The sequence below is a fragment of the Micromonospora sp. WMMA1923 genome (assembly GCF_049179195.1).
Classification (GTDB): domain Bacteria; phylum Actinomycetota; class Actinomycetes; order Mycobacteriales; family Micromonosporaceae; genus Micromonospora; species Micromonospora yangpuensis.
On the sequence record NZ_JBMHLZ010000004.1, the window covers coordinates 1 to 13,071 of the forward strand.

Here is a 13,071-nt window from a genome sequence, read left to right on the forward strand (position 1 = left end):
GGCCGTCGGTGCCGGCGGACCCCTCGCGGAGGTGGGCCGCCGCCTGCCCCGCGACGCCGCGGTGACCTTCGACCGGCTGGTCGAGATCGGGCTGGTCGAGATCCGACCTCCCTTCGCCGACCAGGCCGCCGACCACCTGCACGACCTGCGCGCCTGGCTCGGCCCGGACGCACCGGCCGCCGGACCGCTCCGGGCCCTCGCGGACGCCCTCGACACCTATCCGGCCCCCGGGACCGGCGCCTGCCGTCGCCGGGAGCTGCACCACCGGATCCGCACCGAGTTCGAGACGGTGAGCGGCCAGGTCGGTGGCCCGCCGCTGCCCGCCCGGAACCTCTTCCGGGAGAACGCCGTCTTCACCGCCGACCCGGTCCGCCTCGGCGGGCCGGCCTGGCGTCCGGCCGTGGCCGACCTGCACGTGGTCCACCGCTTTCTGGCCCTCTTCCAGCACTCGACGGTCGTCCGGTTGGTGGCCCACCGGATCTTCGTCGACCGGTACGGCGCGCACGCCCGGGTGGGTCTGCTCACGCTGCACCGGGAGCTGTCCCGGCTGACCGTTGACGCCGCCCCGGCAACGGCGCTGGCGGAGCTCGCCGGCCTGCTGCACCCGGGGGAGCCGCCCGACCCGGCCGGCAGCACCCTCGCCGAGGTGCGGTTGCTGCACCGGCTGCGACAGGAGGCACTGGCCACCCTCTGGGCGGGGCCGGAAACCGGCCAGGACGGAATCACCGTCGACCCGGCGCGGGTACGGGCGTTGGTGGCCGGCTGGCCGCCGTGGGTACGACCCGCCCCGGCGCTGGCCTGCTTCGTCCAGCAGGTACCCGCCGCCGACGGGCTCCGGCTGGTGCTCAACGGCGTCGGCGCCGGGCACGGGGCCGTCCGCAGCCGGGTGCACCGGCTGCTGGCGAAGGTCGCCCCGGAGGCAGCCGACCCCGTCGACCCGCCCGGGTCCACGGCACTATCCGGTCCCGACCCGGCGGGCTACCTCGCCGAGCTCACCGGCCTCTTTGGCAGCAACGTCAACCTGCGCTCCCCGGCGGTGGGCTTCGAGATCTGCCACCCCGGGATGGTCAGCGCCCGCCCGCCGCAGCAACGGATCCCCCTCGACGACCTGGTCGTGACGCCCGACGCGGCGACCCCGGGTCTGCGCCTGCGGCGGCGCAGCGACGACGGTGCGGTCCGCATCGCGTGCACCGGCATGATGGCCGGGGCCCGGCTGCCCCGACTCGCCCGTTTCCTGGTCCACCTCTTCGGCGACGTGCCCAACGCCGCCGCCCCGACCGCCCAGATCTTCACCGGGACCCCGGAACACCCGACCGGCACGGTACGGCGACGACCCCGGCTGTCGATCGGCCGGGTCACCGTGTCCCGGGCCTCCTGGCGGGTCCGCGCCGATCTCGTGCCGGGCCGTGCCAAGGGCGTCGACGACGCCGGCTACCTGCTGACCCTGGCCACCTGGTTCGCCGAACACCGGATCCCCCAGCGCTCGTACGTCACGGCGAGCCGACCGGCCCCGGTCAAGCCGGTCTACCTCGACCTGGCAAACGTGCCGCTCGTACGCCTCTTCGAACGCCTGCTGCGCGACCCGGGCGCGGTGCTCACCTTCCAGGAGGCCCTGCCGCAGCTCGCCGACGCCCCGAGCTACGGCACCGAGGGCCGGCACGTGACCGAGTACGTCGTCGAGATCGGCCCCTCGTGACCCCGCCGCCCTGGCTGTCGCTGCACGCCTTCCACCGCGGCGACCACGACCGGCTGCTCACCGGGGCGGTCGCCCCACTGGTCGCCTCGTTGCGGGCCACCGGCGTACTCGACCAGTTCTTCTTCATCAGGTACTGGGAGGGCGGGCCGCACCTCCGGCTCCGCCTGCTGCCGACCCGGCCCGACCTCGCCGCCGACGTCGCGGCCTGCACCCGGTCCACCCTGGAGGCGCACCTGGCCCGGTTCCCCTCCCCGCCCCCGGGGCCCGCCGAGCGGTACGCGGCCCTCGCCGAGCGGTACGCCCGCCTGGAGGGCCGGGCCGACCACGACCGACGGATCCGCCCGCCCGACGTGGTGGAGGTCCAGCCCTACCAGCCCGAGTACCCGATCTACGGTGGCCGGGCGGCGACCCGGGCCGTTGAAGGCCACTTCACCGACTCCAGTTGGCTGGCCCTGTCGACGTTGGCCCGCCCGGCGGCTGCGGATCACCGCTCGCGGCTGGCGGTGCTCGCGTTGGCCTCGGCGCTCGCCGCCTGGCAACCCGACCGGCACCGCCTGGCCCACCTGCTTACCCGGTCCCGGTCCCACTGGGATCCGGCCGACGGCCACCGGGCACGGTGGGAGAGCTACCTGCGGCAGCGCACCGCACTGCGGCGGCTGGTGTCCAGCTGCTGGACGGCGGCGCAGTCGACGCGACCAGGGGCTGATCCGGACCCCTTCGTCGCCGCCTGGTCCGCCTCCATCCACCGGCTCCGAGCCGAGCTGACCGACCTGCACCGGGTCGGGGACTTCCACCCCGACCTGCGGTCGGTGCCGACCCGCTTCACCGCCGACGCCGGCCCGTCCCGCTTCACCGAGGCCGGCCCGACCCGCCTCGCCGACGCCGGGCCGACCCGTGCGGAGCAGGCGTTGCTCGTCGTCCTGCTGCGCTGTGTGCACCTGCTCTGCAACCGGCTGGGTCTCGGTGTCGACCAGGAGACCCAGCTGCACTACCTGGTCTGCGCCGCCTGCGTCGACCTCGGAGAACCCGCGCGCGAACAGGAGGACTTCCGATGACGCCCACCCCGCCGCCGGAGGAACCCGGCTGGTACAGCATCCAGGTCCGGTACCACGCCCAGGAGAAGGACGACCTGATCCTGGACGGCGTACGCCCCCTGCTGACCGCGCTCGCCGACGTCGTCGACCAACCACATCTCATCCGCCACTGGCGCCGTGGCCCCCACCTGCGGATCAACCTGCGGACCACCCCGCAACTCTGGGCCGCGACGGTACGCCCCACCGCGCGGCGCAGCCTCTCCGACTACCTGCGCGACCACCCCTCGACGGCCGCCCTGCGCGAGGCCGACCACCTGGCGGCACACCGGCGGCTCGCCGTCCGCGAGGCAGACCCCGGCCCGCTCACCCCCTGGTACCCCGACAACACCGTCCAGTTCGAACCGTACGAGGACCGCCGGCACGTCCTGGGCAGCCCGCAACTGGCGAACCTGCTGGCCGGGGCGTACGCCCGCAGCACCGCCCTGACCTTCGACACCCTGGCCGCGATCCGCAGCGGTGCGGTGGACCGGATCGGACACGCCCTGGACCTGCTGTTCGCCTTCGGTCACCTCAGCGTCCCACCGATCTCCCGGGGCTACCTGTCGTTCCGGTCGCACGTCGAGTCCTTCCTGGCGTACACCGCCGACCCCGACGCCGTCCGCGCCACGTTCGACGAGCGGTACCGGCGGCACCGCCCGGCGCTGCGCGATCGGCTCCACGCCACCCTGGCCACGGTGCGGGGCGGTCGCCCGGATCCGCTGGTCGAGACCTGGCTGGGGATCGTCCGGGACCAGAAGGCGCGGGCCGAGCCGCTGTTCACCAGCGGCGAGATCGACCTCGACCACCTCGACCAGCAGGGCATGGAGCTACGACACCCGATCGCCTTCCACGACATCCTCAGCGAGACACCGGCCCACCGGAGCGAGGTGCTGTCGCAGGTCTGGTTCCGCTGTCACCGGCTGGCCATCAACCAGCTCTACTCCCACCTGGGCCGACTCGGCATCGTGCCGACCCAGCGCTACCTGCTCTGTCACCTGGTGGCCCGCACGGTCGAGGAGGAGTACGACATCTCACCGGCCGCCCTGGCCCGACAGTTCGTGGACGCCCTGCGGTGAACCGCCGGGCCGCAGGCCCGGTCAGGAGGCGTCGTGGGCGTCGCGGTGGGCGAGGACCTCACCCATGTGGTCCTGCGCCCAGTACCTGATCTCCCGGGTCATCCGGTGCAGCGACAGACCGAGGTCGGTCAGCTCGTAGCAGACGGTGACCGGGACGGTCGGCGTCACCGTCCGGGTGAGCAGACCGTCGCGTTCCAGTGAACGCAGGGTCTGGGTGAGCATCTTCTGACTGACCCCGGCCAGCAGCCGGGCCAGCTCGGAGTAGCGCAGCGCCCTCGGCGCGTCCGGTCGCGGGCCGGCGTCACCGCCCAACGCGCACAGCACCAGCACCACCCACTTGTCGGAGATCCGGTCGAGCAGCTGACGGCTGGGGCAGACCGCGAGGAACGCGTCGTAGTCCGCCTTGGCCCGGGCCCGCTGCTGCGCTGCTCTCGTTGTGGCCACCGGGCTCCCCTCTCCCTGCTGGGTGGTTACGCACTTTCAAGTGCCTACTTCCCGATGGAGAGTAAAGCTCCCATGCTGGAACGCGCCACCCTCTCCCGACAACGAAAGTGACCCGATGAGCACCTCTCCCACCGCCCTGCCCGGCGGCACCTGGACGCTCGGCGACCACACCGTCACCCGCTTCGGCTACGGCGCCATGCAACTCGCCGGACCGTGGGTGCTGGGGCCACCCGCCGACCGCGACGGCGCGCTGGCCGTTCTGCGCGAAGCGGTCGACCGGGGCATCACCCACATCGACACCAGCGACGCCTACGGGCCGCGGATCACCAACGAACTGATCCGCGAAGCGCTGCACCCGTACCCGGAATCGTTGTTGATCGCCACCAAGGTGGGGGCGAACCGCGACGCGCAGGGCGGTTGGCCGACCGCCCGCCGCCCCGCGGACCTGCGCCAGCAGGTCCACGACAACCTGCGGTCCCTCGGGGTCGACACCCTCGACCTGGTCAACATGCGGATGGGTGACGCCCAGGGGCCTCAGCCCGGCCCGATCACCGAGGCGTTCGAGACCCTCGTCGAACTCCACCGCGACGGCCTGATCCGCCACCTGGGGGTCAGCAACGTCACCGCCGAGCAGGTCGCCGAGGCCCGCACCGTCGCCCCCGTCGTGTGCGTGCAGAACATGTACAACCTCGCCCACCGCCACGACGACCAGCTCATCGAGCAACTGGCCGTCGACGGCGTCGCCTACGTGCCGTACTTTCCGCTCGGTGGTTTCTCACCGGTGCGCTCCGCGGCGCTCTCGGCCGTCGCCGCCCGGACGGGGGCGACGCCGAAGTCCGTCGCCCTCGCCTGGCTCCTGCGGCGCTCGCCGAACGTCCTGCTGATTCCCGGTACGTCGAAGGTGGCCCACCTGCGCGAGAACATCGTCGGCGCCGGCCTCGCCCTGTCCGACCAGGACCTCGCCGAGCTGGACCGCGAGGACCGGGCCCCGGTCGTCGCTAACGATCCGTCGGATCCACTGCGGCACTGAAGGCGTGGCGCAGGAACCTGCGCTGCCAGCGGACCTCGACGGCGCGCCTGTGGTAGTGCCGGCGCACCCAGTTGACGGCCTCGTCGGGGGCCATGCCCTCGAAGACGCACAAGGTCGCCAGGCCGGTGCCGGTACGCCCGATACCACCCCCGCAGGCGATCTCCACCCGGTCGGATTCGGCTCGATCGTAGGCCTGCCGGAGCGCTCGCAGCGCTTCGTCGGGGTCGGCCGGCAACCAGAAGTCCCGCCACCGCACCCAGACCCGTTCCCACTGGGGTTCCGCGGTCGGCTTGTCCGTCAGATGGACCGCGAACGTCGGCGTCGGGCCGTCCGGCGAGTCGTATCTGAGGCCCCGCCCCCGGAAGCGGCGCCCGGACGGCAGCTCGATCACACCCGGAGCATCGACACTCCACTGTTCCGTCATGGAGACTCCCAACTCGTCTTCGGTACGGAGATCGTGTTTCTCGACCATCGCTGCCACTCCTGTGGGAATCTGCGGGACGATCTGTTGGCGTGGAAAACGAGTGCGAGGGCAAGTCCCTCAACGGGGCCGAGCGTGCCGGTGGCGTCGCCTCGAAGATACCAACCTGGGCCGGTTCGGACTGACCTCGGCGAGCGCGGGTGGCCGAGGGCGAGACGGGTTCGAGCGGGGCGCGTCGGGTAGCCGGCGACGCAACCGGGGCCCGAGGTGGAGCGGTCGGGGGACGGAGAGTTTCAGCAGGCCAGGATGGCGTTCAGGTTGATCTTCGAGGTGCCCCCGGCAGGATTCGAACCTGCGACACACGGTTTAGGAAGGCGACAGCGGCATAGTGGCCACTGTGCTCGTGACCTGGGCGGGCTGGCCACTCAGCGGTTCCGCAAGCCAAAAGATCATTGCCCGTACTCTGCATGGGGCGCTGAGGCCGCCCGCAGGGCGGGCCGCGAGCCCGTGCCTCCCGTCTTGCAAGATCAAGACTATTGCCAGCTGTCATCGGTGGCCTGCTCGCCGTGTCGTCCACTCCAGCCCAGGACCGCACCCATCGGCCATCTTGACTGCGCATGCGGCTGTACAGTCATGCCGTTGGCGGGGATTCGAACCCTTACACCCACCGCGGGGACCGAACGTCATCAAATCAACCGGATTGACGCTCCAGCCAGGGCGGAACCTGCCGACGCTTGCCGCCCCTGGCCGCACTCAAGTGTCGTAAATCTGACCGAATGATCTTCGAGCCCGCCCTCGACGACGCATAGCGGCCACGGTGGTCAATTTATGCGCCTTTACAGTCCGGCCACCGACCTTGGACGCCACCACAAAGCCTTCCGTTGGCTGCAAGCCATTCATCGGCTACTGTGCGTGTATGGGCGTTCAGGAAGCCGCCGGGTGGGGGCTGGCCGGCGGCTTGGTCGCCAGCCTTCTTGGCCTGTCGGCCTCGGTCGTGGCGGCCGGCTACCGGTGGCCTTGGCGATACTCCCAAGACGGTATCTGGCCACATCTTTTTGTCGCCCTCGCTAGCCTTGCGGTCGGCGGCATGGTAGCGGCGGCGGCTCACGCTCAGATGACCGGAGCATGGCCAGCATTGATCATGGGAGCGTGCGCGCCTTCCGTAGTTCGTGGCGTCCTGAGTAGAGTTGAAATCACCGAGCAGAAGCCGAATTCAGCCAGTTTGCCACCTACAGATGCCTTGGAAGGCAGTGAGGTCGTGGCGGATGGTACGCGCTGATACCCTACTGGGCCGGATCGCTCGTGTATCTCGGCCTGACGAGCCCTGGTTGCGCATCACGACGTCGCCTTGGTGGGCCAGCGTCCTTGTCGCCGCCGGGGCGAGGCGGTCTTCCATGCCCGACAGGATGAGCGCCGTTCACAACCGCAGTGAAAGCGTTCAGGATCAAGCGCCAGCGGAGCGCAGCGCCGTATTCAGACGGTTGGAATCGGCATCGCCAGAAGTTCGTCTGGCACTTCGCAGCCATCCTGCGCTTATCGCAATGACGCTCCTTCTGAGTCTCGTTGACGATGTCAGGAAATGGCTGTCTATTCGCCGTATCATCATCGACATATTTGGCTCGCACGACGACATTCCTGGATTGACCAGTTCCCTTGAGGAGAATATTTCCACAGCCAGCAGAATTGCGAGGTTCATGGTTTACGCAAGTGATTCTGAATTTGAGCAGGCCCGTCCGGTTGCCACCACGCTCGCCCGCACTATCGGCGATATGCTGCGCTTTGGACCAAGCCTTGAATCTCGTTTGGCGCGCACCTTCGGCATCCCGGGCCGCAGCAGCCTCAGTCCGCTGCGAGACAGCGTTCGGGAGCTTGAGCAAGACTTGGTTCGAAACGCCGATCTCGCCCACAGTCTTGCCGTCAGCCTTCGAGGCGGAAGTGCTCTCGCGTTAGCTCGTACGGCTTCCCATGACCTCGACCTCGAGCCCGCGTTGGCCGCAGACCTTTACCTAGCCGTTGCCCTCGCCTTCGATATAGCGGTCGATGTCAAACAGGGCTTCGCGAATGCGCTGGCGCAAAGCTTTGACCAGCTTCGGTCGGATTTCGCCGGAGCCGACCTCCGCAATTTTTCCCTATTGAGTTCGGTGAACCTGGGGGGCGTGCGTTGGTCTTCCACAACTAAATGGCCGCCCGAATGGGCGGACTATCTTCGCCTCAACTCGGTACTCATTGGCCCTGATCTGTTCGAGGTGCAATCCGGCAATGCGGACATGGCCAGTGATGCTGGTCTAATTCGTCATTAGCCCTGAGGCTCGCCACAACAATCGAAACCTTTTGATCACTGCCATCTTTGCCTCCAGTCATCCCGGAGAGCCCGAGGGGCCCGCCGGAGGCACTGCTGCCCGTGCTCCAAAGCCCTGGACCTGCGGATGATCATGGCACTGCGACACGGGGTAGGCGCATGCCGGTCAGATGTACGCGGACGGCACGGCGGTCGATTCGGTGCTGAATGAGTTCATCGAGGCGGCGCAGTCGGGGACTCGGGGCCGCCGGTCGAAGACGGTCGCGGTGTCGCCTGAGGCTGGCCGACGGGCCGACCTACACGAGGCGGCTCGTGAAGCCGGCGTCGAGCAGGCGGGTGTAGGCGGCGCGTACCTGGTCGGGGATGTGTTGCGGGATGGCGTAGCCGAGTTCGGCGTACCTGTCGATGCGCTGGGTGTCGCCGACGAGCATGTCCATGACCTTCTTGGTGTCGCCGATGCTGGCCACGTAGCCGTCGAGTGAGAGCTGGTGGGACGCGCAGATCACGTCGACTTCGGGCCAGAGCTTCTTGCAGGTGGCGTACGCGCGGCGCTGTTGGTAGGGGCGGGACATGAGGATCACCGATCGGGCCGGGACCTGGTGCTCGGCAAGGAGTGCGCGGGCGTACTTGATGTTCTGGCCGGTGTTGGTGGCCTGGGTGTCGATGAGGATCGCGGCGGTTGGTACGCCATGGGTTATGGCGTACTCGCGGTAGTGGACGGCTTCGCCTCGCGGGAAGGCCTCGTTGGTGGTCGGGGCGTTGGCACCGGTGAAGACCAGGGTCGGGTACGTCCCTCGGTGGTAGAGGTCGGTGGCCACCTTGGCGACTCCGAGGTCATGGCTGCCGAGGCCGATGCCCACATCAACGGGCAGGATCTCGTGGTGCATGTGGTGGTAGTCCCACAGGCATTCGACGTCCGCGCGGTGTTCGGCGGGGATGGTCGGGGGAGTCGTCGTCATCGTGGGTGCCTCAGTCGGGAATCTTGAAGGTGTACGACCAGGTGAAGCGGGATGCGGCGTGCACTCCGCGCGCGAACTCGACGGGGCGGCCGTCTCGGGTGAGCGTCGTGCGGTGCAGAACCATGACCGGCTCGCCAGCGGGAAGCTGGAGAATCTGGGCTTCCTCGGGTGTGGGCATTCGGGCGCGGACGGCCTCGGTGATCGTGTCGGGTTCGAGTCCTTGGCTGGTGAGGATGCCGAAGCCGCCGCCTTGTCCGGCGGGGCCGGGGGTTGGGTCGACCAGGGAGGTTCCCTCGACGTCTTCAGGGCGGTAGTAGCTGGTCAGGGTGTGAGTGGGGATGTCGGCCTCTTTGACCAGGCGGGCGCGTTCGTAGACCGGTGCACCGGGATTCAGCCCGAGGGCTTCGGCGGTCTCGGCGTCCGCTTCGGTCAGGCGTACCTCGTTGGTCTGATCGCCGGGGGCCCAGGGACGGCCGGTTGCCTCGCGGTCGGCGGCGAAGGCGACGAGTCCTGACTTCCACTTGCTCTTGGCGTAGCGGTCGATGCCGAGTCGTCTCATGGCGACCCGTGGCCGGACGACGGTGCCGCGTCTGCGGACGGGCGTGACGAGTCCTTCGGCTTCGAGGACCCGGACGGCCTGGCGGACGGTGTTGATGTTGACGCCGTGTTCGGTGGCGATCTCGTCCTGCTTGGGCAGGGTGCTGCCCTCGGGGTAGTCGCCGCGTTGGATGGCCTCGCGCAGGAGCGCGGCGAGATCCCGGTACCCGATACCCATTGGCTCCTCCTGGCCGGTGCGCTGTGTCGAGGTATCTCTACCCAGCAAGTGTGCCCACCCGTTCAACATTAGAGCTAGTTCTATTGACAGCACCATGGTCGATCGGGTCACATAGAGCTAGTTCTAATGCCTGGCTGGTGGGAGAGCGTGATGCGTGGCCCTGCGGAAGTTCCGAACGTCTCCAGATCATCCTCGATCCCACCCGGGGGCACCGCCCAGGCCATCGTGCCCGGTGCGTGTTGAGGCTGGCCCGGGGTGGGTGCTGGCGTGGGATCTCGACCCGAACGACATCCCCGGAATGGCCCGCCCACCTCGGTGCCGCCCCGGCCGAAGCCGGTAACGGTGCTGCCGCCGATGCCCGGGGACCTGGTGTTCCTCGGCCGGCGGGCGTCGGTGCAGTTCGGCGGGGACCGGGGGTTGTGGCTGCGGGTGATGTCGGTGTGCGACAAGCCGACGTACCACGGCTGGGTGTGGTTGACGGGTTATGTGATCGACCGGGCCACCGGTGAGGCCACCGGGCGGCGGGAGGTCTTCGTTCAGCTCGCCGGCCTGCACGTCGAGCTGCTTGCCATGGGTAGCCGGACCCGGCGACCCGATGTCTCACGGGGGACGGTGAACCGGCGTGTTTGACGTGCGCGTACAGCTCGGAGCGGTGCTGCGGATCGCGGCGGACGACCGGTTCCGGCCGGCGGACGGGCCGGTGACGGTGTGGGTGACCGGGGTGCGGCTGGTGAGCAACCGGCCGGAGTGCGACGAGTGGGTCTGGGTCGAGGGCTTCAAGCTCGACGCCACCGGCCGCCGTGGGCCGCAGACCCAGATCCTGGTACGCGCCGCGCTGCTGCCGGCCGGGGTGGCGGAGCGGTGACCACGTACCTGTCGGCGACCGTCGCACAGCAGTTGCGCGCGGCACAGGCGCGGTTGGACCGGCACACGCCGTCGAGCGCCGACGGGCGCTGCTCCGGCTGCGCCGAGGTCGGCCCGTGCCCGCAGCGGCGGGCGGCGTTGCGGGTCTTCGGCCGGTACGGGCGGCTACCGCGCCGGTGGCCGGGGGCGACCCGGCCGGAACGGATCAACCGTGCGTCGTCCTGGTCGTGGCTGCGCCCGCAGTGAGCGCCGGACGGTCGTGCCTCTGCACAAGGGCCTGCTTGCCGGGTACGCCGTATCGTCGGTCGTAGCCGAGTGCCCGCCTCGTCACGGCGCCACGATGGGGTTCGAGCATATCCGCAGGTCAAGGAGTTCTTCGCTGATCTTCGAGGTGCCCCCGGCAGGATTCGAACCTGCGACACACGGTTTAGGAAACCGATGCTCTATCCCCTGAGCTACGGGGGCGCGAGTGGCCAGTCTAGCGACCTGCGGGTTTACCCCGGGTGGCAGGGAGTGACCCGCGTTGACCCGGGCTGTCCGGGCTGGTTCCGGCCGGTATTTGGCCAGGTCGGAGCGCCTCGGATCACATCAACCCCGGATTTCGACCCTGATCTTGGCCGGGGTTGACCCGGGCTGGCCGGGGTTGTCCGGGGGTGGCTTCCGCTGAAGAGCACACGTCGCACACATCAGCCAAGATCGAAGTGGCCGGTTTTGTCGGTCGGATGCCGCGCCAAGTCGGGCTCGCCGCCGCCGCTTCGGGTGTGGTTCACCGTCGCTGGTGGTGGCCGGGGTGCCAGTGCGGTAGGGGGATGTCTGCCGTGCGGTATTGGGCGAGGGCGGCGGTGGCGGTTGCTTCGAGGTGTCGGACGGTGGCGATGGTGGTGTGGAGGGCCATGGTGGTCTGGGGGACGGTGAGGCCTCGCCAGTGGCGGAGGTGAAGGCAGGTGCGGTGTCGGGTGTCGAGGTGTTGGTATGCGGTGAGGGCTTGTTGGAGTTCGTACTTGCGGATGACGGCTGATTCGGCGCTGGTGGTGTCCTGGGGTTCTGTGGCGTGGTAGTCGTCGGTAAGGCCGGCGGGGTGCTCCGGTCGGGTGCGGCGGGCTCTGGCGTGGTCGAGGACGAGGCGGTGGGCAATGGTGTGTAGCCAGGCGATGATCGGTCGGCGGGGTTGGGTGTACTGGTGAAGGTTTTTCCAGGCCCGTAGGAACGTCTCGGCGGTGATGTCTTCGGCCAGGTGTCGTTGGTGGCTGCCGACGCGGGTGGTGACGTGGCCGAGGACGTGGCTGTGGTGGTGTTGGTAGATCTGGCCGAAGGCGTCGCGGTCGCCGTGTTGGGCGCGGCGTACGAGGTCCCATTCCGGCGGACGGTCGTCGTGTTCCTCTTGGCGGGGGTTTCCGGGGGGTGTGGTCATGGGGTCGTCCGGTGGGCGTAGTTGGTCGCGAGGATGATGATCACGAGCAGGATGAGGGTGGTGAGGGGGCGTGCCAGGCGTAGGCGTAGCAGGATCCAGAGGGTGTTCGACAGGCTGCCTTTGGCCAGTGCGAGGGCCAGGATGAGTACGCCGATCAGGGCGAGTAGGTCCTTCATGGCGTGCTCCGGGCCGGGGTCTGTGGCTGGTCGGATGGGTGCCGCTGCGCGTCGTGGTGGTGGGCTGCGGCGGCTGACGCTTGCTGGTGGGCGGTTACTGCCTTTGTGCGGGGTGCGAGTAGGCGCAGGAGGGGGGTCTTGGTGGCGAGGAGGCCCACGATCGTGGCGTAGACGGCGACGGTGAGTCCTTGGGTGGCGGCGGTCTGCCAGCCGACGCCGGCGGCGTTGGCGGTCGGATCGGCCAGGCGCGGCATCGCGGCCGTCAGCAACAGAAGCGGAAAATTGACGGCCAGGTGAAACGCGATACCGGCTTCGATGCCGCCGGTGACGACGGCGAGCCAGCCGAGTGCGACGCCCATGGTCAGGACCAGCAGGACACCCCAGACGGTGCCGGGCCCGTGCAGGGCGGCGAAGACGACCGCCTGCCCGCCGATGGCCGGCCACGGAGAACGGAAGAACCGGCCGACGCTCTGGAGGATGACGCCGCGGCTGATGTACTCCTCGGCGGTGACCTGCCCGATCAGGAACACGGCCACGATCGTCACGGTGGTGAGGTACGGGCCGAACCCCGGCCACCCGGACGGCTGCGTCGGGGCGGGTTCGACGTCACTGGTGTGGGTCAGCACCTCGATCACGAAGCCGGAGATCATGCCGGTCAGGACTGTCGGCGCCGCGACGGCAAGGCAGACCGCCAGCCAGCGGCGGCGGATGCGGCCGGCGATGCTCAGGACGCTGCCGGCGGGCCGCCGTTCGATGGTCTTGACGGTGAGCATGGCGATCGGTAGTGCGACGGCCACTCCGGCGATGGTGTACGCCATGAGGGTGTAGTCGCCCAGCAGCGGCAGTC

Annotated in this window: 15 protein-coding genes and 1 tRNA gene; 8 read left to right on the plus strand and 8 right to left on the minus strand. The window is 69.4% G+C overall.

What is annotated here, in order from left to right; genetic code table 11:
- The 3 genes from ACN28G_RS29480 to ACN28G_RS29490 form a co-directional block, all read left to right on the plus strand.
- Positions 1–1,696: lantibiotic dehydratase (locus tag ACN28G_RS29480; RefSeq protein WP_421481010.1), on the plus strand; the 1,696-nt coding region annotated here is incomplete at its 5' end.
- Complete coding sequence (locus ACN28G_RS29485; RefSeq protein WP_421478032.1) at positions 1,693–2,751, plus strand: thiopeptide-type bacteriocin biosynthesis protein; 1,059 nt, start codon at positions 1,693–1,695, stop codon at positions 2,749–2,751. The genes ACN28G_RS29480 and ACN28G_RS29485, both read left to right, overlap by 4 nt.
- Complete coding sequence (locus tag ACN28G_RS29490; RefSeq protein ID WP_421478033.1) at positions 2,748–3,845, plus strand: thiopeptide maturation pyridine synthase; 1,098 nt, start codon at positions 2,748–2,750, stop codon at positions 3,843–3,845. The genes ACN28G_RS29485 and ACN28G_RS29490 overlap by 4 nt, the downstream gene beginning before the upstream one ends.
- A 21-nt stretch (positions 3,846–3,866) precedes the next feature.
- On the opposite strand, the gene ACN28G_RS29495 is transcribed toward ACN28G_RS29490, so the two are convergent.
- Positions 3,867–4,289, minus strand: a complete 423-nt coding sequence (locus tag ACN28G_RS29495) for a winged helix-turn-helix transcriptional regulator (RefSeq protein WP_091433996.1) — start codon at positions 4,287–4,289, stop codon at positions 3,867–3,869.
- Positions 4,290–4,404: 115 nt separating this feature from the next.
- Between ACN28G_RS29495 and ACN28G_RS29500 the strand changes: the two genes are divergently transcribed.
- The gene (locus tag ACN28G_RS29500) at positions 4,405–5,319 is read left to right on the plus strand and encodes an aldo/keto reductase family oxidoreductase (protein WP_421478034.1); all 915 of its coding nucleotides are present in this window, start codon (positions 4,405–4,407) and stop codon (positions 5,317–5,319) included.
- Here ACN28G_RS29500 and ACN28G_RS29505 read toward each other — a convergent pair.
- Positions 5,288–5,791 (minus strand): protein-tyrosine phosphatase family protein, encoded by a 504-nt coding sequence (locus tag ACN28G_RS29505; protein ID WP_421478035.1) that lies wholly within the window; start codon positions 5,789–5,791, stop codon positions 5,288–5,290. The two genes, ACN28G_RS29500 and ACN28G_RS29505, sit on opposite strands and share 32 nt — an antisense overlap.
- A 1,355-nt stretch (positions 5,792–7,146) precedes the next feature.
- On the opposite strand from ACN28G_RS29505, the gene ACN28G_RS29510 reads away from it, so the two are divergent.
- Entirely contained in the window at positions 7,147–8,040 is an 894-nt protein-coding gene (locus ACN28G_RS29510; protein ID WP_421478036.1) for a hypothetical protein, read from the plus strand.
- A gap of 295 nt (positions 8,041–8,335) precedes the next feature.
- Here ACN28G_RS29510 and ACN28G_RS29515 read toward each other — a convergent pair whose 3' ends face one another.
- Both ACN28G_RS29515 and ACN28G_RS29520 read right to left on the minus strand, forming a co-directional pair.
- Complete coding sequence (locus ACN28G_RS29515; protein ID WP_421478037.1) at positions 8,336–8,998, minus strand: YdcF family protein; 663 nt, start codon at positions 8,996–8,998, stop codon at positions 8,336–8,338.
- Positions 8,999–9,008: 10 nt separating this feature from the next.
- Positions 9,009–9,773, minus strand: coding sequence for a GntR family transcriptional regulator (locus ACN28G_RS29520; RefSeq protein WP_421478038.1), 765 nt, complete (start codon positions 9,771–9,773; stop codon positions 9,009–9,011).
- Between the two features lie 354 nt (positions 9,774–10,127).
- On the opposite strand from ACN28G_RS29520, the gene ACN28G_RS29525 reads away from it, so the two are divergent.
- From ACN28G_RS29525 to ACN28G_RS29535, 3 genes are read left to right on the plus strand one after another with little or no spacing between them, the layout of a single operon-like run.
- Positions 10,128–10,403, plus strand: coding sequence for a hypothetical protein (locus ACN28G_RS29525; RefSeq protein WP_421478039.1), 276 nt, complete (start codon positions 10,128–10,130; stop codon positions 10,401–10,403).
- A complete protein-coding gene (locus ACN28G_RS29530; RefSeq protein ID WP_421478040.1) occupies positions 10,396–10,638 on the plus strand; it encodes a hypothetical protein in 243 nt (80 codons plus the stop codon). The genes ACN28G_RS29525 and ACN28G_RS29530 overlap by 8 nt, the downstream gene beginning before the upstream one ends.
- Positions 10,635–10,883, plus strand: a complete 249-nt coding sequence (locus ACN28G_RS29535; RefSeq protein WP_421478041.1) for a hypothetical protein — start codon at positions 10,635–10,637, stop codon at positions 10,881–10,883. Before ACN28G_RS29530 ends, ACN28G_RS29535 begins: the two co-directional genes overlap by 4 nt.
- A gap of 146 nt (positions 10,884–11,029) precedes the next feature.
- Here the strand turns inward: ACN28G_RS29535 and ACN28G_RS29540 are convergent.
- From ACN28G_RS29540 to ACN28G_RS29555, 4 genes are all read right to left on the minus strand, one after another.
- Positions 11,030–11,102, minus strand: a tRNA-Arg gene (locus ACN28G_RS29540).
- A 301-nt stretch (positions 11,103–11,403) separates the two neighbouring features.
- Positions 11,404–12,048 (minus strand): RNA polymerase sigma factor, encoded by a 645-nt coding sequence (locus tag ACN28G_RS29545; protein ID WP_421478042.1) that lies wholly within the window; start codon positions 12,046–12,048, stop codon positions 11,404–11,406.
- Positions 12,045–12,224: a hypothetical protein gene (locus ACN28G_RS29550; protein WP_421478043.1), complete on the minus strand. Its 180-nt coding sequence runs from the start codon at positions 12,222–12,224 to the stop codon at positions 12,045–12,047. The genes ACN28G_RS29545 and ACN28G_RS29550 overlap by 4 nt, the downstream gene beginning before the upstream one ends.
- On the minus strand, positions 12,221–13,071 hold an 851-nt coding region (locus ACN28G_RS29555; protein ID WP_421481011.1), incomplete at its 5' end, for a CPBP family intramembrane glutamic endopeptidase. The genes ACN28G_RS29550 and ACN28G_RS29555, both read right to left, overlap by 4 nt.

Excerpts from the sequence above, each read along its gene's own strand:
- ACN28G_RS29505 (WP_421478035.1), bottom strand. The coding sequence starts at position 5,791 with ATGGTCGAGAAACACGATCTCCGTACCGAAGACGAGTTGGGAGTCTCC.
- ACN28G_RS29545 (WP_421478042.1), bottom strand. The coding sequence starts at position 12,048 with ATGACCACACCCCCCGGAAACCCCCGCCAAGAGGAACACGACGACCGT.
- ACN28G_RS29550 (WP_421478043.1), bottom strand. The coding sequence starts at position 12,224 with ATGAAGGACCTACTCGCCCTGATCGGCGTACTCATCCTGGCCCTCGCA.
- ACN28G_RS29500 (WP_421478034.1), top strand. The coding sequence starts at position 4,405 with ATGAGCACCTCTCCCACCGCCCTGCCCGGCGGCACCTGGACGCTCGGC.
- ACN28G_RS29525 (WP_421478039.1), top strand. The coding sequence starts at position 10,128 with ATGCCCGGGGACCTGGTGTTCCTCGGCCGGCGGGCGTCGGTGCAGTTC.
- ACN28G_RS29520 (WP_421478038.1), bottom strand. The coding sequence starts at position 9,773 with ATGGGTATCGGGTACCGGGATCTCGCCGCGCTCCTGCGCGAGGCCATC.
- ACN28G_RS29490 (WP_421478033.1), top strand. The coding sequence starts at position 2,748 with ATGACGCCCACCCCGCCGCCGGAGGAACCCGGCTGGTACAGCATCCAG.
- ACN28G_RS29515 (WP_421478037.1), bottom strand. The coding sequence starts at position 8,998 with ATGACGACGACTCCCCCGACCATCCCCGCCGAACACCGCGCGGACGTC.
- ACN28G_RS29510 (WP_421478036.1), top strand. The coding sequence starts at position 7,147 with ATGAGCGCCGTTCACAACCGCAGTGAAAGCGTTCAGGATCAAGCGCCA.